15 protein-coding genes and 3 tRNA genes are annotated in these 17,109 nt (G+C 48.8%); 8 read left to right on the plus strand and 10 right to left on the minus strand.

Going from position 1 to position 17,109, the window contains the following annotated elements; genetic code table 11:
• Nucleotides 1-30 precede the first annotated feature (30 nt).
• The 9 genes from F7D73_RS03450 to lon form a co-directional block, all read right to left on the minus strand.
• Nucleotides 31-471, minus strand: a complete 441-nt coding sequence (locus F7D73_RS03450) for an Hsp20/alpha crystallin family protein (protein WP_153122300.1) — start codon at nt 469-471, stop codon at nt 31-33.
• Nucleotides 472-889: 418 nt separating this feature from the next.
• Nucleotides 890-2,173: a dicarboxylate/amino acid:cation symporter gene (locus F7D73_RS03455; RefSeq protein ID WP_194256837.1), complete on the minus strand. Its 1,284-nt coding sequence runs from the start codon at nt 2,171-2,173 to the stop codon at nt 890-892.
• Between the two features lie 39 nt (nt 2,174-2,212).
• Nucleotides 2,213-2,722 carry an HD domain-containing protein gene (locus tag F7D73_RS03460; RefSeq protein WP_153122302.1) on the minus strand — a complete coding sequence of 170 codons (510 nt, stop codon included), beginning with the start codon at nt 2,720-2,722 and terminating at the stop codon, nt 2,213-2,215.
• Nucleotides 2,723-2,785: 63 nt separating this feature from the next.
• The gene (locus tag F7D73_RS03465) at nt 2,786-3,514 is read right to left on the minus strand and encodes a sulfite exporter TauE/SafE family protein (RefSeq protein ID WP_153122303.1); all 729 of its coding nucleotides are present in this window, start codon (nt 3,512-3,514) and stop codon (nt 2,786-2,788) included.
• A 12-nt stretch (nt 3,515-3,526) separates the two neighbouring features.
• The gene (locus tag F7D73_RS03470) at nt 3,527-3,988 is read right to left on the minus strand and encodes a peroxiredoxin (protein WP_153122304.1); all 462 of its coding nucleotides are present in this window, start codon (nt 3,986-3,988) and stop codon (nt 3,527-3,529) included.
• A 200-nt stretch (nt 3,989-4,188) separates the two neighbouring features.
• Nucleotides 4,189-6,042: a DEAD/DEAH box helicase gene (locus F7D73_RS03475; RefSeq protein ID WP_153122305.1), complete on the minus strand. Its 1,854-nt coding sequence runs from the start codon at nt 6,040-6,042 to the stop codon at nt 4,189-4,191.
• Between the two features lie 24 nt (nt 6,043-6,066).
• On the minus strand, nt 6,067-7,218 hold the full coding sequence (locus tag F7D73_RS03480) for an LptF/LptG family permease (RefSeq protein ID WP_420377639.1): 1,152 nt from the start codon (nt 7,216-7,218) through the stop codon (nt 6,067-6,069).
• A 208-nt stretch (nt 7,219-7,426) separates the two neighbouring features.
• Complete coding sequence (gene tgt, locus F7D73_RS03485; RefSeq protein WP_153122307.1) at nt 7,427-8,554, minus strand: tRNA guanosine(34) transglycosylase Tgt; 1,128 nt, start codon at nt 8,552-8,554, stop codon at nt 7,427-7,429.
• Between the two features lie 2 nt (nt 8,555-8,556).
• The gene (gene lon, locus F7D73_RS03490) at nt 8,557-11,016 is read right to left on the minus strand and encodes an endopeptidase La (RefSeq protein ID WP_228117616.1); all 2,460 of its coding nucleotides are present in this window, start codon (nt 11,014-11,016) and stop codon (nt 8,557-8,559) included.
• A gap of 220 nt (nt 11,017-11,236) precedes the next feature.
• Here lon and F7D73_RS03495 point away from each other — a divergent pair, with 220 nt between their 5' ends.
• The gene (locus tag F7D73_RS03495) at nt 11,237-12,037 is read left to right on the plus strand and encodes a tRNA1(Val) (adenine(37)-N6)-methyltransferase (RefSeq protein ID WP_153122308.1); all 801 of its coding nucleotides are present in this window, start codon (nt 11,237-11,239) and stop codon (nt 12,035-12,037) included.
• 198 nt (nt 12,038-12,235) lie between these two features.
• Here the strand turns inward: F7D73_RS03495 and F7D73_RS03500 are convergent, their stop codons facing one another.
• Nucleotides 12,236-13,276, minus strand: coding sequence for a diacylglycerol/lipid kinase family protein (locus F7D73_RS03500; protein WP_153122309.1), 1,041 nt, complete (start codon nt 13,274-13,276; stop codon nt 12,236-12,238).
• 194 nt (nt 13,277-13,470) lie between these two features.
• Here F7D73_RS03500 and spt point away from each other — a divergent pair, with 194 nt between their 5' ends.
• From spt to F7D73_RS03535, 7 genes are all read left to right on the plus strand, one after another.
• Complete coding sequence (gene spt, locus F7D73_RS03505) at nt 13,471-14,661, plus strand: serine palmitoyltransferase (protein ID WP_153122310.1); 1,191 nt, start codon at nt 13,471-13,473, stop codon at nt 14,659-14,661.
• A gap of 230 nt (nt 14,662-14,891) precedes the next feature.
• A tRNA-Pro gene (locus F7D73_RS03510) sits at nt 14,892-14,965 on the plus strand.
• A 39-nt stretch (nt 14,966-15,004) separates the two neighbouring features.
• A tRNA-Pro gene (locus F7D73_RS03515) sits at nt 15,005-15,078 on the plus strand.
• 39 nt (nt 15,079-15,117) lie between these two features.
• A tRNA-Pro gene (locus F7D73_RS03520) sits at nt 15,118-15,191 on the plus strand.
• A gap of 78 nt (nt 15,192-15,269) precedes the next feature.
• Entirely contained in the window at nt 15,270-15,836 is a 567-nt protein-coding gene (locus F7D73_RS03525) for an AAA family ATPase (protein WP_153122311.1), read from the plus strand.
• A 139-nt stretch (nt 15,837-15,975) separates the two neighbouring features.
• Nucleotides 15,976-16,407 carry a CidA/LrgA family protein gene (locus F7D73_RS03530; RefSeq protein WP_153122312.1) on the plus strand — a complete coding sequence of 144 codons (432 nt, stop codon included), beginning with the start codon at nt 15,976-15,978 and terminating at the stop codon, nt 16,405-16,407.
• On the plus strand, nt 16,404-17,108 hold the full coding sequence (locus F7D73_RS03535; RefSeq protein WP_228117617.1) for an LrgB family protein: 705 nt from the start codon (nt 16,404-16,406) through the stop codon (nt 17,106-17,108). The genes F7D73_RS03530 and F7D73_RS03535 overlap by 4 nt, the downstream gene beginning before the upstream one ends.
• Nucleotide 17,109 lies beyond the last annotated feature (1 nt).

Genomic DNA, 17,109 nt, shown 5'->3' on the forward strand with positions numbered 1-17,109 from the left:
CCCGAAAGCTGCTTAGCACGTTATGAGTGATTACTTTACCTCAATGTGCTTAACATCGTCTTTCTTCTCCTCCTTGGCTACCTTAGGAATCTCAATCTTCAAGACACCATCGCTGACCTCAGCAGAAATCTTCTCGTGATTGGCATCCTCTGGTAAAGCATAGCTCTGAGAGTAGCTGCTGTAAGAGAATTCACGACGCAGGTAATGCTCTTCCTTCTTTTCCTCCTTCTTCTCGTTCTTGTTCTCGATAGATACATTCAGATAACCATCCTTATCAATGTTCATCTTGACCATATCCTTCTTCAAACCAGGTGCAGCAATCTCCATGGTGTAAGCTGTAGCATCCTCCTTGACGTTGACTGCAGGAGCAGTGGCGTTCATGTGTGGCATCAATTCGGTATCAAAGAAGTTATCATTAAACCAACTGTTCAACCAATTTGAAACACTGTTATTTCTACGAGCTAACAACATAATGTAAAACCTCCAAATTATATTTTTCTCGTCCTCTCTTCGCCTTCCGGCTCTGTCGGGATTTCTAATTGTTTATTAATTTATCCTTTTTCTTAATGAACGCTTCGGCTTTCGGGACTCAAGGATTTCGAGAAACCCTCAAATGTCATTGCTTAGGGTTCTTAACGTTCCTCTTGCCCTTTCGGCTTCCGCTTTCATCTTAGGTATTAGCAAGTTATGTGCCAGGTGAATTTTTATATCAGGAGTGAACGGTTTTTGCCAGAACTGGCAATAAATGCTGCAAAAGTGGCATGAAAGTATAATTAATTTAATCATTTCTGCCAAAATTTTCCGTTTCCCCTCCTCAGTCATTCCCGTCTGTTGCTTGAAGAACGAATGTATGTTAAACTTTTAATGAGAATACTTTTTCAAGTGAACTCTATCCTTTCAAGTCCTTATCTACCATGGCGCAGACACAGGAGTCTGACCATACATTCTCTGCCGTCTCTACCATGTCGATAATGGTATAGATTGGCAGGATGATACCCATGATGCCGATAGGAGCATTGATGCCGGACATCAGAGATAGGGTAAGGAAATAACATCCCATCGGCACTCCTGCATTACCCACTGCTGAGATAACTGAAATGAAGAGCCAGAGAATCATCGTAGTCCAAGGTAAAGGCATTCCTCCATTCTGCATCAGGAATAAGGAGGTTACGAGGATAAACGCAGCGCAGCCATTCATGTTGATGGTAGTACAGATAGGCAATACGAAGCGGGAAACCTGATTGGAAACTCCCAGTCTGTCTTCTGCTGTCTGCATCGTTACCGGCAACGTAGCAGCAGAACTCTTTGTAAACAGAGCCATTAATACTGCCGGCATCATCTTTCCCAATGTACGCACAGGATTCAAGCCTCTTGCCAAGAGGAAGAGTGGGAGGATGACGAAGAATTGAATGACATTACCTCCCAGGATAACAGCTACGTACTTTCCTAGTGAAGCCATCACGATACCTGCAGAGAACTGGGCTGAGAGTTGTGCTGCAAAGGCAACGATACCCAGAGGCAGAGCCCAAATTAATCCATGAATCAGCATGAAAAGCAAATCCTGTAATCCAAACAATCCCTTCATCACGACTTCTTTCTTGTCGCTTGATGGCATTTTGGTTAAAGCAATACCTGCTGCTGCAGCCAAAATCAGGATGGAGAGTACATTTCCTTCGGCAAACGGCTTGATGATGTTGTTGGGTATTACCCCAAGAATATGGTCATAATAGCTGGTTTCTCCCAGCTTTTGGGGAACATCTGCCATACCGCTCTGTACCAAGGTTGTAGGTAAATTGCCTGGAGAAACGATGTTGTAGAGCACCAGTCCCACTGCTGCAGCTGCTATCGTCGTGAGTAGGGTGTAGGTGATGGCGTGGCGGAATATCTTACCGGTATCTGCCTGGTTGCCCAAGGATGCCAGGGTTGTGATGACTGCCAAGGCTATGGTTGGTACTGCTAGAAGTTGGAATAAGCGGGTATAGACCGTGGCGATGAAATTCATCAGGCCATCCAGCCAGTTGATGCCGAACATACCTAAGACTGCGCCTACTATCAAAGCGCCAATCCATAGTGCCAACTGCCGGGTTTGCTTATTTTTCACTCCTTTTTGCTTACTGCTGCCAGCATTGCTATCCGGCTGTCTATTTCCCATATCATTTATTGTTTTTCCCATGATTTTAAATTATTATTTTTTTAGACAAAAGTATTCTCCTTATTCCAGCCCCCACATATCATTCAGCATACTGATCGCTGACTCCGAGCGGAATACATGGTCGCGGAAGGTGATGATGCCTTCGGGAGCAAGGTGGGCTTCGAAGGAATTCACCAGGAAATCTGCTTCGAGCAGAATGCGATGGTCGAGGCTGGTAACATCTTGATAAGTATGATGATGGGCAATGAGCCAGCAGATTCTTTCTGTCTGCGCGGCTGTGAATCCATCAACTTCTGACAGTACTTTTCTTGCCTCATCAGGACCCAGTTCTTCCTGGTGCTTGCCATCGCAGTTGCCGTATCTAGCTTCTGAAACGTGAATGCCTACATCGTGAAGAATGGCTGCAGCTTCGAGCACGAAGAGGTCTTCCTCGTTCATTCCCTCTGCTATCGCTATCATACGGGCAAAGTCGTGCACCTTTACGAAATGCTGGATGCGTGGCGCATCGCCGCCATCATACTTAATCATCGCTCTCATCAGTTGGGCGAGTGTCAATTCCTTGTTTGTCATAATCTTATGTTTTTTATCAATGTTTTTATGTCTATTGGATGGAATGGCTTGTTTTACAGTGGATTACGCCCCTAGAAGGAAGGTTAATCCGCTGATTCCGATATAGGCATAGATGATGTATTTGAGCAGGGAGCCGCTGAGGTGCCTAAACACCCAGGAGCCTATCAGGTTGCCAATGAAGACTCCGGCTATTCCATACACATAACCTATGGAGACCGTGGTGGTGAAGAAACCGTTATAGGCTCTTGCCAGTGTCATTATCAGATTGCCTGCCAGGAAATAGGTCTGTGTCATCGCCAGATAGCGATCCTTGTCGGGTTCTGAACTGACGAAATAGAGTACGGCTGGTGGTCCCTGCATACCGAAGAATCCTCCCATCAGTCCGCTCAATGTTCCTGCCGTAACCTGCACGGGCAGCGTAGTCTTCACCTTGATGCGCTTGCTGAAGAAGGCGAAGTAGATGCTCACGATGATCAGCGTAATACCGAGCAATATGTTCAGTATGTGATATTCCATCCGCTTGAGCACAAAGATGGCTCCGATGGAGATGATGATGAAGGTGAACAGAATGGGCAGCAGTCGCCTCCAGGTGATGTACTTGTATTTCTGAATGACGATGATCAGGGAGGTTGTCATCGCCAGGATGCCTGAGAGGGTTGTTGCCTCACCATAAGAGGGCATGATGGAGGGGAGCATCGTCATGATGAAGATGCCAAAACCGAAGCCAGTGGTGCGTTGCACAAAACTGGCTCCGATGCTCAACAGAAAAAGTTCGATGACAATATTGTCCATTCTGTTGTAGGCTTATTGATGGATGTAATCCAGAATCTGCTCTGCATGAATCTTGGTCTTGATCTCCTTTGGAGTGAAAATCTTCTCAATGATGCCTTCTTCGTTGACGAGATAAGTGGTGCGGAGGATGCCGATGGTCTTTCTGCCGCAGGTTACCTTCTCGCCCCAGCAACCGAGTTCCTGCAAAAGGGTGGTCTCTGTATCGGCAATAAGAGGGAACTGCAGACCCTTGGTTTCTGCAAACTTCTTCTGCAGTGCCTGCTTGTCCTTGCTCACGCCGATGATCTCGTAACCGGCTGCTGCCAGCTCCTCCTTATGAGCCTGCAGCGAGCAGGCCTCGGCAGTGCATCCGCTGGTGTTAGCCTTCGGATAACTGTAGAGTACTATCTTGCGACCACGATAGTCGCTTGCCTTGATCTCACGTCCGTCCTGGTCAATGCCAAGAATCTCTGGTATTCTATCTCCTACATTCATAATTTTATATTCTATATTTATTATTTATTTATATATGTCTTGTTGAAATGCAAAGATAATAAAAATAATGCGAACCGATGTGATTCTTATGATTTTTAACACTATTGATGACTGAACTAACGGTTATCGGTCGAAAGGAAAACGTAAAAGGCAAAAGCAATCAGGGTTTGAATGCTTTTGCCTTTTTGCGACTTGTTATATTACTTCTTGAATCCGAAAATCTTGTTGAAGATTTTCTTTACCACGTTTTCTTTCTTCTGTGGATTTACCACTGGCTCATACTTGCGTGAACCCTGCTTGTCGCCCTTTTTCTGAGCTGGGGCTGGCTTCTGCAGAGGAGCTGCCCCCGGTTTCTGTGGAGCTGCATTCTGCTTCTGCTGGTTGTTTGGATTCTGCTTCTTCTGAGCTACGCCTCTGCCACGACCGTTGCTTCCTGGGCGTACATTGTTTTCTGTACCAGGGCGCTGCTGAGGGTTTGTATTCTCAGCATTGTTACCGTTGTTGCCATTGTTACCATTGCGGCGTTTGTTGTTGTTGCGACGCTTGTTGTTTGGATTGTCGTTGCTTCTTGTCTGTTCGCCTTCCTGGTTTTGTGGATATGGCTTGTTCTGCTGAGGCTTCTTGTTGCCCTGCTTCTGCTGTCCGTTCTGACCGTTCTGACCGTTCTGCTGACCGTTCTGCTGAGCCTCACCGTTCTGTACCTTTCCTTCCTTAGGAGCTTTCTCCTGTCGGTTGTTAGGGTTGTTTGGCTTATGCTTATGAGCAGTCTGCTCGCGGTCTTTCTGGCGTCTGTTTTTAGCCTTGGTCTTTTCGCCGTTCTCATTTCCGCCACGTCCATTGCCCTTGCGTCCGTTTCCGCCCTTGCCTCCACGTCCGCCTTTCTTGCTAGGCTTGTTCAGCTTGATATATTCAGGCCCCTCGCCGCATCCCTCAGGAAGCGGCATCTTCTCTACCACCTTCTCCAGGAACTTCTCAATCTGCTGGAACCAGAACATGTCCTCTTCGTTGACGAAGGTGATGGCTCTACCGTCGCGGTTGGCACGTGCTGTACGACCGATGCGGTGAACGTAATCTTCGGTATCGTGAGGCACGTCATAATTGATAACCATCTCGATGTCGTCGATGTCGATACCACGAGCCACGATGTCGGTAGCCACGAGCACGTCATACTGACCGCTCTTGAACTTGAACATGACATCATCACGCTCAGCCTGCTCCAGGTCTGAGTGCATGGCGCCGCAGTTGATACCGGTCTGCTGGAGGGCAGCAGCCAGCTGCTTCACCTTCATCTTGCTGCCGCTGAATATGATGACACGCTTCATGTCGCCAGCCTTGAAGATATCCTTGATGATGGTCATTTTCTGGGTTTCATAGCATACATAAGCCTCCTGCTTGATTTTCTCTGCAGGCTTGCTCACTGCGAGCTTGATCTCTACCGGATCCTTGAGCAGTGACTTTGCCAATTCCTCAATCTTCTCTGGCATGGTAGCCGAGAACATGATGGTCTGGCAAGTCTTAGGCAGCTTGGCAGCGATGGTATTGATATCCTCTGAGAAACCCATGTCGAGCATGCGGTCGGCCTCGTCGAGGATGAAGAAGCTTACCTTGCTGAGGTCTACGTTGCCCAGCGAGATGTGGGTGATGAGACGTCCTGGTGTAGCGATGACTACATCGGCACCCATGCGGAGACTCTTCAGCTCCTGATCGTAGCGGTTGCCGTCGTTTCCACCGTATACAGCCACGCTGCTCACGTCCTGCAGATAATAGCCGAAGCCCTGCATCGCCTGGTCAATCTGCTGTGCGAGCTCACGGGTAGGCGACATGATGACGCAGTTGATGGCATCCTTAGGATAGCCACCATCATCCAGCTTGCTCAATACCGGCAGCAGATAGGCAGCTGTCTTTCCGGTTCCGGTCTGGGCTACGCCGAGCACATCATGACCTTCCAATATCTCTGGTATACATTTTTCCTGTACTGGGGTGCAGGTGTCGAATCGCATATCGTATAATGCGTCGAGCACGTTGTCGTTTAAATCTAATTCGTCGAAATACATTTTCTTTCTTTTTTTCAATGTTTATTACCTCGGTGCCTTGCGGTAGCAGAAGTATGCTACGAAGGCGTAAATGATGTTAGGCAACCATGCCGCCAGCATTGGCGGGAAGTTTGCCTGGATGGCGAAGGTGGCGCAGACGGTCTGCAGCATGATATAGCCGAAACTCAAAGCCAGACCCAGTCCCAGAGCCTTACCCATGCCGCCCTTGCGCTTGCGTGAGGAGAGCGATACGCCGATGATGGTGAGGATGAATGAGGCGAAGGAGGAGGCGATGCGCTTATGATACTCCACCTTGTACTGTACCACATTGCCCGAACCGCGGTTGATCTGCTTGGAGATGTAATCCTTCAGCTCCGGACTGGTAAAGGTTTCCTGCTGTCCCTTGGAGTAGACCAGGTCGGTTGGCTCCATGGTGATGAGCGTATCTTTATTCATTCCGCTTGTAATCTTCTCTTTCATGCCATGCAGTCGGCGTACCTTCCAGTTGGTTAGTTTCCAGTGGTATTTGGAGTCGCTGATGGTATCATACTGTATTTCTGATGCTGTCAGGTGGCTCACCAGTTTCTTTTCCTGGAACTTGTCTAGACAGAATCCGTAGCCCCTCTTCGAGTTGTTGTCGTAATGCTGGATGTAGGCTATCACGCCTCGGTCCACCTGCAGCTGCACGTTTTCGGCAGAGGTATTCTTCTTCTTGTTCTTGTACATCGTCTCAAAGTTCTGTCGGATGACCGTGCCGTGCGGAATCACATAGGCAGAGAGCGTGTAGGAGAGTGCCGAGAGGAATATGCAGGTAATCATGTACGGGCGAAGCAGGCGCTTGAACGATACTCCCGATGCCAGCATGGCGATGATCTCTGAATTGCCTGCCAGCTTGGAGGTGAACATGATGACCGCTACGAACACGAACAGCGCACTGAAGAGGTTGGCGAAGTATGGCACGAAGTTGGCATAGTAATCGAAGATGATAGCTCGTGCCGGTGCATGATACTCGGTAAACTTCGACAGGTTGTCGTTGAAGTCGAACACGATGGCAATGGTGATGATGAGCGCTATCGAGAAGAAGTAGTAGCCTACGAACTTCTTGATGATATACCAGTCCAATCGTTTGATGTATCTCAGTGGGTTGAGATACTTGAGCACCTTGAGGAATCGCAGTTTATGCCCAATCCATCGCATGACCTTTCCCATCCAGCTCAGTTTCCTGCCCAGCCATCTGAGGGCAGCGGTGAGCCATCCGAATCTTCGAGCCATGGTTCTGCCGAACTTTAATCTTCTGCGATGTTTTCTGATGTATTTAAAATCTTTCATAAATCAGTATTTTCCGGGAGCAGGAGCCGTCGGGGGCTTCATGCTCCTGAGACTTCTTGCTCCTAACTTCAGTAATTTAAATTCTTCTGCCGAGCTGGTCGATGACAGATCGCTTCCACTGTACGAAGTCGCCCTGCTCTATATGCTGGCGTGCATCGGTAACGAGTCGCAGATAGAACGAGAGGTTGTGGATGCTGGCTATTTGCATCGCCAGGAGTTCCTGTGCCTTGAAGAGGTGGTGCAGGTATGCCTTGCTGGTAATCTGGTCGATTTCGCATCCGTCCGGATCCACTGGGCTGAAGTCCATCTCCCATTTCTTGTTGCGCATGTTCATGGTGCCGTTGTAGGTGAAGAGCATCGCGTTTCTTCCGTTGCGGGTTGGCATCACGCAGTCGAACATGTCTACGCCTCGCTCGATGGCTTCCAGGATGTTCTGAGGGGTACCCACGCCCATCAGGTAACGTGGCTTGTCCTTTGGCAGGATTTCGTTCACCACTTCTATCATCTCATACATCACCTCGGTAGGCTCGCCTACAGCCAGACCTCCGATGGCGTTGCCGTCTGCTCCCTTGTCTGCGATAAACTTGGCTGCCTCGCGGCGGAGTTCCGGGAAGGTGCAGCCCTGTACGATAGGGAAGAGGCTCTGCTGGTAGCCGTAGAGTGGTTCGGTCTCGTTGAAGCGCTTCAGGCAGCGGTCCAGCCAGCGCTGGGTCAGTTCAAGACTCTTCTTGGCATACTGGAAGTCGCTCTGTCCCGGAGGGCATTCGTCGAAAGCCATCATGATGTCGGCACCGATGATGCGCTCCGTATCCATCACGTTTTCCGGTGTGAAGAAGTGCTTGCTTCCGTCGATGTGTGAGCGGAATTCGCAACCTTCCTCCTTCAGCTTGCGGATGCCCGTGAGCGAGAATACCTGGAAGCCGCCGCTGTCGGTGAGGATAGGGCGGTCCCAGCCGTTAAACTTGTGCAGTCCGCCTGCAGCCTTGATTACTTCAAGTCCCGGACGCAGATAGAGGTGATAGGTATTGCCCAGGATGATCTGAGCCTTCACCTGCTTTTTGAGTTCCTCGAAGTGTACACCTTTCACGCTGCCCACCGTTCCTACTGGCATGAAGATAGGAGTCTTGATCTGTCCGTGGTCGGTGGTGATGATGCCGGTGCGTGCATCGCTAGCCTTATCTGTTACTTGTAATTCAAATTTCATTTTTAATTCTTTTTGTCATTTTCTGGAATGGTGAAGTCGATAGGGTGCTTTACCTTTTCATCGGTGAGGGCAAATTCCCATACGTCGGCCACGTCTTCTACATAGTGGAAGGATACGCCCTTGAGATATTTTGCCGGAATCTCTTCGATGTCTTTGCGGTTGTCCTTGCAGATTACGATGTCGGTGATGCCGGCGCGCTTGGCTGCAAGTATCTTCTCCTTGATGCCGCCTACTGGCAGAACCTTTCCGCGCAGGGTGATTTCGCCCGTCATGGCTGTGTTCTTGCGAACCTTGCGCTGGGTGATGGCCGAGGCGATGCTGGTGGCGATGGTAATACCTGCCGATGGACCGTCTTTCGGAGTGGCTCCTTCCGGTACGTGGATGTGGAGATTCCAGTTCTCGAAGATGCGGTAGTCTACACCCAGCAGGTCGATGTGCGACTTGATGTATTCCAGGGCGATGACTGCCGACTCCTTCATCACGTCGCCCAGATTGCCGGTAAGGGTCAGCTTGCCTGCCTTGCCACGGCTCAATGAGGTCTCGATGAAGAGAATCTCGCCGCCCACAGAGGTCCACGCCAGTCCGGTTACCACTCCGGCATAGTCGTTGCCCTGATAGATGTCGCGGTTGAATGGCGGATTGCCCAGGAGTTCCTTCACCTCGTCCATGCCGATGGTAGAATGCTCCAGCTTGCCGTCACATGCCATCTTGTATGCCACCTTTCTCAGGCACTTGTTGATCTGCTTCTTCAGCTGTCTTACTCCGCTTTCGCGTGTATAGTGCTCGATGATGCATTCCAGGGCAGCCTTGTTGAAGCTGATTTTCTCCTCCTGCTTGTCAAGACCGTTGTTCTCCAGTTCCGTAGGTACCAGGTGGCGCTTGGCTATTTCTATCTTTTCCTCGGTAATGTATCCGCCCACTTCTATCAGCTCCATACGGTCGAGCAATGGGCGTGGGATGCTTCCCAGGTCATTGGCTGTTGCGATGAAGAGAACCTTTGAGAGGTCGTAGTCGGCATCCAGATAGTTGTCGTGGAAGGCGTTGTTCTGTTCCGGGTCCAGCACTTCGAGCAGAGCCGATGCCGGGTCGCCCTGGAAGTTGTTCTTGCCCACCTTGTCTATCTCGTCGAGGATGAAGACAGGGTTGCTGCTGCCGGCCTTCTGGATGTTCTTGATGATGCGTCCTGGCATGGCTCCGATATAGGTGCGGCGATGACCGCGTATTTCTGCCTCGTCGTGCAGTCCGCCTAATGACATGCGCACGTATTTGCGCTTCATGGCGTCGGCGATGCTCTTGCCGAGACTGGTCTTTCCTACTCCCGGAGGACCGTAGAGGCAGAGTATCGGACTCTTCTGTCCGCCGTTCAGTGCTCTTACAGCCAGGTATTCCAGGATGCGCTCCTTCACCTTTTCCATGCCGTAGTGGTCACGGTTCAGTATTCTCTTGGCGCGCGACAGACTCAGGTCGTCCTCGGTATATTCATTCCAAGGCAGGTCTACCATGGTCTGCAGGAAGCTTATCTGTATGGAGTAGTCGGGACTTTGCGGATGGATGGTGTCCAGCTTGGCAAGTTCCTTCTTGAATATCTTCTGAGTGGTCTCGTTCCATTTCTTTCCTTTGGCTTTCTCTATGATTTCCTTTCTCTCTGGTCTTCCGTCTCCATCTCCCAGTTCCTTTCTGATGTTTCTTATCTGCTGTTTCAGGAAGTATTCCTTCTGTTCCTCGTCCAGGTCATAGCGGGTCTTCATGCTGATTTCGTTCTGCAGGTGGAGCAGTTTCGATTCCTTGTGCAAAGCCCTGAGGGCTTCCAGCAGACGGTCGTTCAGTGTGTCCTGTTCCAGCATCTTCATCTTGTCTTCGATGCTGAAAGGGATAGCGCTGCAGATGAAGTTTCCCTGGATGGTGCTATGCGACATCTCGTTGATGGCATAAACCAGGTCGGTAGGGATATTATCGTTGGCGTTGATATAGCTGATGGTTTCCTTCAGGAGCGTCTGGTGGATGGTTGGGAAATCGGTATCGTTTTCCGCTGGCCATATTTCCGGCAGACTGGTTACGCTGGCGCTATAGTATGGAGTGGTTTTCTCGATTTTCTCCAGGTGACATCTGCCCAGGCACTGGATGATGATGGTCTGGTTGCCCGAACCGTCAGGCATGTTGATTACCTTTACGAGTTTGGCGAAGACACCTGTATCATACAGGTCGGCTTCCTTTGGATGGTCTTCATCCTTGTTCTTCTGGCAGAAGACGCAGAAGATGGTATTTGGCTTGTTAGCCAGTTTTTCTGCCAGATTCTTGCTGGCAGCTCTCCCCACGACGATAGGGATGAGCACAGTAGGAAAGGCAACGAGCTCTCTGGTGCAGAGCATCGGATAGATTCCTGCCGGATTTTCTGTGAGCAATGAGCTTGGATCGCCCTCGAAATCGGCAAACATTTGTATCTGAGTTTCGTTTCTTTTCATTTCTTTTATCGAATTCTTATTTTTAAGGTGCAAAGTTACTCATTTTTTTGCGAATTCGTGTAGAAGTATAGATTATTTAATAAATAAAAGCCGATTTATCTCCGTTATGAGTGGCAAAAGACAGTCTTTTTCCCGATATTTTACAATATATGGCTCTGTTGCACGTTATTATCTCTGAAATGGATAGTTTTGGAAAATAAAAAATAACGAGAGAAGATTTATGGCTGGATTTACATTTAAACAGTTTGAAATACAGCAGGATTGCTGTGCGATGAAGGTGGGCACCGACGGGGTGCTGCTGGGTGCATGGGCTGAGGGTGGACAACGTATACTCGACATCGGGTCGGGTACGGGACTTATCTCGCTCATGATGGCGCAGCGTTTCCCTGAGGCTCAGGTTTGGGGAATAGATATTGATCCGGATGCCTGCATGCAGGCTAGGGAGAATGTGGCAGCCAGTCCTTTTGCCGACCGGGTAGGGATAGCGTGCTGCGCCTTGCAGGATCTTTCTGAAGAACATCTGTTGAGGGGACAGGATGAAAGGATGGAAATGGGGAATGGCAAGGTGATGAAGGAGGATGAGAAAATGATGGAAAAGTCGGAAGCGGCTAAGGTTGACGGAATGCTTTTTGATGCGATAGTAAGCAATCCGCCTTTCTTTGTGAATGGGTTAAAAAATCCTGACAGTAAGCGTGCGATGGCTCGGCATTCTGACAGTCTGCCGTTCCCGGTTCTGATGAAGGGTGTCAGACGATGGCTTTCCGATGAGGGAGTGTTCTCTGCGATAGTGCCAGCCGATGTGCTGGAGTCTTTTGTGTCAGAAGCCTATTGTTCAGGACTTTCGCTTGTTCGTCAGTGTGGCGTAAAGACGGTGGAGCGCAAGCAGCCCAAGCGCTATCTTGTTGCCTTCTCCAAGCGTCGTGCGGGCATGATGGATAAGTGCACGGAAATCATGACGGATTCTGAAGGAAACCGCTCTGAATGGTATGCGAAAATTACGGAAGAATTTTATCTGGAATAGTGATTGTTTAGTAGTGATTAATTATTAGTGATTAGTGATTATTTAGTAGTGATTAATTATTAGTGAATAGTGATTATTTAGTAGTGATTAATTATTAGTGAGTAGTGATTATTTAGTAGTGATTAGTGGGTAATTGCACAGGGATGATGTCAACCCGCAGGCAAATTAATCACTACTCACTACTCATTAATCACTATTTCAAAGGTTCAGTTTCCTTTGCACCATTTTGCTGATGGCTTCCACCTTCTTGCTCTGTCGCTGGATGTCCTTGTGGATATCGTCGCGCACGGCATTCAGGTCGTTGAAGAACTCGGCAATGCCATTCTGTATCATGTTTGGCTTGCGTACGCTCTTGTCTGCAAATGGGTTAACTACCATCTTGATGCCTTTTTCCTCCAGGTGAACATCTATTTCGGCTCCCGTCATAACCGGATCGCCATCATAGTGTATCACGCCAGGCTGGCTTCTCGTGATATGCAACTTCTTACAACGGAACGATTTGATTTTCGAGTTTTTGTCGAGTGTCTTGTTGAACATGTCGAAACTGACCTGCGGAGCCTCAATCACATCGAACGGCTCCATGATGACAACGTCTATCAGTCCGTCGCTCATCGAAGCCTGCGGAGCAATATAGGCATTGTTGCCATATTGCGATGCGTTGGCGCAGGAAATCAGGAACGCCTTGTATTGCTTGGTTCCCGTCTCGTCTTCCAGCGTATACGTCTCCGGCTCATACTTCAGTCCTTCTCTCAGTATGTTTTCTGCATAGCTGATAGGTCCTCTCTTGCCGCTCTCTGCAAATTTCATGCTGACGAAGGCGTCGAAGCCCATGCCGCAGGTGCAGAAGAATGGATGACCGTTGATGACGCCATAGTCGAGGTCGTGAATCTTGCATGCGTTGATTACCTCGATGCTCTTCTTCAGGTTCATCGGCAGGAGGAGGTGGCGTGCCAGTCCGTTGCCCGAACCGCAAGGCAGAATGCCAAGGGCCGTGTCCGAATGAACCAGCGAACGGGCTACTTCGTTGACGGTTCCGTCTCCCCCCACAGCCACTACGATGTCGGCGTGGTTGTTCTTAGCCTCTGTAGCCAGTTCCGATGCATGTCCTGCTCTTTCAGTCAATTTTATCTCGTACTCAAAAAGCTCTTTGTCCAAAGTTGAATCAATCAGATTCGGAATGCCAGCCTTGCTGGCTGTTCCCGAAATGGGATTCATGATGAATATTATCTTTTTCTTCATTTTTGTGTCAAGAGTTTAGTGATTTTGTACTGCAAAAGTAATAAAAATACCTAAAATGGCAAGATTTATCATTAAAAAAAACGCTAAAAATAAACTTTCTTAGGAAAATAGCGGATTTATTAGTCTTTTTTTGTATCTTTGCACCCTGAAATGTAGAAAAATAAAAAATCGAAAATAAAGTACACCTATTAATAATGGGACAATTACAAGAAAGATACAAGAATTATCGTGAACCACAGAAGTATATGGCTGCCGGTGTGTATCCATATTTCCGTGAAATCACAAGTAAGCAGATGACCGAGGTTACCGACATTGACGGTCACAAGATTTTGATGTTCGGCTCTAATGCTTATCAGGGTTTAACCAACGACCAGCGCGTTATCGATGCAGCTAAGGCTGCGCTCGACAAGTACGGCTCTGGCTGTGCAGGAAGCCGCTTCCTCAATGGTACCCTCGATTTACATGTGCAGCTCGAGAAAGAGCTCGCTGAGTTTATTGGTAAGGATGAGACATTGTGCTTCTCTACTGGTTTCTCTGTAAACCAGGGTGTGTTGGCATGTGTGGTAGGTCGTAACGACTATATCATCTGTGATGATCGCGACCACGCTTCCATCGTAGACGGTCGCCGTCTCTCTTTCGCTACCCAGCTTCACTACAAGCACAACGATATGGAAGATCTGGAGCGTGTGCTCTCTAAGCTTCCTGAGGATGCTATCAAGCTCATCGTTGTGGATGGCGTGTTCTCTATGGAGGGCGATTTGGCTAACTTGCCTGAGATTGTAAAGCTCAAGCATAAGTACAACTGCTCTATCATGGTAGACGAGGCTCATGGCCTTGGCGTATTCGGCAAGCAGGGACGTGGCGTTTGCGACCACTTCGGTCTGACCGATGAGGTAGACCTCATCATGGGTACCTTCTCAAAGAGCTTGGCATCTATTGGCGGTTTCATCGCATCAGACAAGGATACCATCAACTTCCTCCGTCACAACTGCCGTACCTACATCTTCAGTGCATCCAACACTCCAGCAGCTACAGCAGCAGCGCTTGAGGCACTCCACATCATTCAGAATGAACCAGAGCGTTTCGAGAATCTCTGGGATGTTACCCACTATGCATTGAAGCGTTTCCGTGAGGAAGGTTTCGAGATTGGTGAGACAGAGAGCCCAATCATTCCTCTTTACGTACGCGATGCAGAGAAGACCTTCGTGGTTACCAAGATGGCTTATGATGCAGGTGTGTTCATCAACCCTGTTATTCCTCCAGCTTGTGCTCCTCAGGATACATTGGTACGTTTTGCCCTCATGGCTACTCACACAAGAGACCAGGTTGAGCAGGCTGTCCAGATCTTGAAGAAGATTTTCGTAGAAGAGGGAATCATCAAGTAGTATGTATTGAGCAATCATATATATTATATATAATAAGGTATATAGGGCGATTTCGGTATGAAGTTGCCCTATATTCGTATATAAAGGCAGGCGAACAGAGGGAAAAGAATCTTTTTTAGAAAAAAGTTATTCAAAAATTTGGTGAAACAAAAAAAATGTTGTACCTTTGCAGCCGCAAATCAGAAATGATACTTGCCCTAAATGATAAGAGGTTATCATAGAGAAAAAGACGGGGTGTAGCGCAGCCCGGTAGCGCTCCTGTTTTGGGAACAGGTGGTCGCAGGTTCGAATCCTGTCGCCCCGACTTCAAATCATTGCTTCTGGTTATCGCTTCTATTGTTAGCGGGGTGTAGCGCAGCCCGGTAGCGCTCCTGTTTTGGGAACAGGTGGTCGCAGGTTCGAATCCTGTCGCCCCGACTTCAAATCATTGCTTCTGGTTATCGCTTCTATTGTTAGCGGGGTGTAGCGCAGCCCGGTAGCGCTCCTGTTTTGGGAACAGGTGGTCGCAGGTTCGAATCCTGTCGCCCCGACTTCAAGAAAGCTAAGAAGAGTTAAATCTTCTTAGCTTTCTTGGTATATATAGGTTTTGGTTAAATAGTTTTAGAGTTATGATTATTACGATTGCGCGCCAATGTGGATGTGGCGCTGTTCATGTGGGCAAGTTGCTGGCTGAACATTATGGCATCCCTTTCTATACCCGTAAGACTTTGATGGATATGGCACGGGAGCATGGGGTGCTTGATGAGATGGAGTCGTTCTTTGATGAACGTCCGGTAGACGAGCTGCTCTTTGCCATGTCTTCCCTGGGTGAGCCTCAGAAGGCGCTCACCGAAAAGCCGATTCAGGTATTGACGGATATGATTGGGCAGGAGAACTGCATCATCATCGGCCGTTGCGGCAATTATATCTTCCGCGACCGCAAGGATCTTGTTTCGGTGTTCCTGAAGGGCAATCTTGAGGAGCGCATTGCGAATATCCGCCATGAGGAAGGTCTGGGAAGACTGGAGGCTGAGGAGTTCGTGGAGCATGCGGATGACTGCCGCATCGCCTATCATAAGTATTATACCGGGCTTACCTGGGGCAATGCCGATGACTATGACATCTGCCTCGATACCGTGCGCCTGGGGGCAGAAAAGACTGCCAGCATCATTGAACAGTATATAGGGTTGTTGTAAAAGAGAGGTTTGCTTTTGGGCTTCCTGCTGGCCTTTCCTGGGGAGGGAATCCGATGGAATCGGATTCAACGGTGGCTCAGGGGGGCATGGGTAATCATAAAGCTCAAAGTTCAAGGTTCAAAGTAAAAAGTAATTCAGGATGAAGTTTTTAATTCAATTTTTGATAATCATAGCGTTCTCTTTTGCGGGAGAACTGCTCCATTTCCTGCTGCCGTTGCCGATTCCTGCCAGTATCTATGGCATCATCTTGCTTTTTGCGGCATTGGAGCTGAAATGGATTAAGGTGAAGGATATTCGTGAGACGAGCAGCTTTCTGATTGCCGTCATGCCGGTGATGTTTATTCCTGCTGCCGTGGGGCTCATTGATTCCTGGCAGGCGATAGGCAATTCGTGGCTGCAGTATATCATTGTGACGGTGGTGAGCACCTTCATTGTGATGGGTGTTTCGGGATGGATTACCCAGATGGTAATCCGCAAGAACCGGATGAAGGCGCAGCAGGAGAAGACTGCTGAAAGCCTTGCAAGTGTAGAAGTTTCAGAAAACAAGACAGAAAAGGAGGCAAAGAAATGATGATGAGTTCTATTTCGCTTTTCCAGGATTCCGTGTTCTTCGGAGTCTTGATCAGTCTGGCATCATACGGCATCGGTATGCTGCTGAAGATGAAGACGGGGTGGTCGCTGATGAATCCCCTGCTCATCGCTATCGTGTTGGTAATCTGCGTGTTGCTCCTTACGGGTGTAGACTACAAGACCTATTCTGCCGGTGCCAATATGATCAGCTATCTGCTTACTCCAGCTACCATCTGTCTGGCTGTTCCTCTGTATCAGCAGGTAGAATTGCTCAAGAAGAACTATCGGGCTGTTGTGGCAGGCATCGTGTCGGGTGTCCTTGCTAGCTTGTGCTCCGTATTGCTGCTTGCCCTGCTTTTCCATTTCGATCATGCCTCTTACGTCACCTTCCTGCCTAAGAGCATCACTACGGCCATCGGTATCGGCATTTCTGAGGAGTTGGGCGGCCATGTGGCTGTGTCTGTGGTAGTTATCATCGTTACGGGTGTGCTGGGCAATATCTTTGCCGAGAAGTTCCTGAAGCTGTTGCGCATCCAGGAACCGATAGCCAAGGGTATCGCCATCGGCTGTTCTGCCCATGCGCTGGGTACGGCAAAGGCGATGGAGATGGGTACCATCGAGGGTGCCATGAGCAGTCTGAGCATCGTGGTCTGCGGTGTGATGACGGTTGTTGGTGCCTCTATCTTTGCCTTGTTCATGTAAC

This window comes from Segatella copri, assembly GCF_009494395.1.
GTDB lineage: Bacteria > Bacteroidota > Bacteroidia > Bacteroidales > Bacteroidaceae > Prevotella.

What these genes read in the sequence shown, in the direction of transcription:
- F7D73_RS03525 (WP_153122311.1), top strand. Translation starts at nt 15,270, where the DNA reads ATGATTATTACGATTGCGCGCCAATGTGGATGTGGCGCTGTTCATGTG.
- F7D73_RS03470 (WP_153122304.1), bottom strand. Translation starts at nt 3,988, where the DNA reads ATGAATGTAGGAGATAGAATACCAGAGATTCTTGGCATTGACCAGGAC.
- F7D73_RS03460 (WP_153122302.1), bottom strand. Translation starts at nt 2,722, where the DNA reads ATGACAAACAAGGAATTGACACTCGCCCAACTGATGAGAGCGATGATT.
- F7D73_RS03455 (WP_194256837.1), bottom strand. Translation starts at nt 2,173, where the DNA reads ATGGGAAAAACAATAAATGATATGGGAAATAGACAGCCGGATAGCAAT.
- F7D73_RS03535 (WP_228117617.1), top strand. Translation starts at nt 16,404, where the DNA reads ATGATGATGAGTTCTATTTCGCTTTTCCAGGATTCCGTGTTCTTCGGA.
- F7D73_RS03495 (WP_153122308.1), top strand. Translation starts at nt 11,237, where the DNA reads ATGGCTGGATTTACATTTAAACAGTTTGAAATACAGCAGGATTGCTGT.
- F7D73_RS03530 (WP_153122312.1), top strand. Translation starts at nt 15,976, where the DNA reads ATGAAGTTTTTAATTCAATTTTTGATAATCATAGCGTTCTCTTTTGCG.
- lon (WP_228117616.1), bottom strand. Translation starts at nt 11,016, where the DNA reads ATGAAAAGAAACGAAACTCAGATACAAATGTTTGCCGATTTCGAGGGC.
- tgt (WP_153122307.1), bottom strand. Translation starts at nt 8,554, where the DNA reads ATGAAATTTGAATTACAAGTAACAGATAAGGCTAGCGATGCACGCACC.
- F7D73_RS03475 (WP_153122305.1), bottom strand. Translation starts at nt 6,042, where the DNA reads ATGTATTTCGACGAATTAGATTTAAACGACAACGTGCTCGACGCATTA.
- F7D73_RS03450 (WP_153122300.1), bottom strand. Translation starts at nt 471, where the DNA reads ATGTTGTTAGCTCGTAGAAATAACAGTGTTTCAAATTGGTTGAACAGT.
- F7D73_RS03480 (WP_420377639.1), bottom strand. Translation starts at nt 7,218, where the DNA reads ATGCGATGGATTGGGCATAAACTGCGATTCCTCAAGGTGCTCAAGTAT.
- F7D73_RS03465 (WP_153122303.1), bottom strand. Translation starts at nt 3,514, where the DNA reads ATGGACAATATTGTCATCGAACTTTTTCTGTTGAGCATCGGAGCCAGT.
- spt (WP_153122310.1), top strand. Translation starts at nt 13,471, where the DNA reads ATGGGACAATTACAAGAAAGATACAAGAATTATCGTGAACCACAGAAG.
- F7D73_RS03500 (WP_153122309.1), bottom strand. Translation starts at nt 13,276, where the DNA reads ATGAAGAAAAAGATAATATTCATCATGAATCCCATTTCGGGAACAGCC.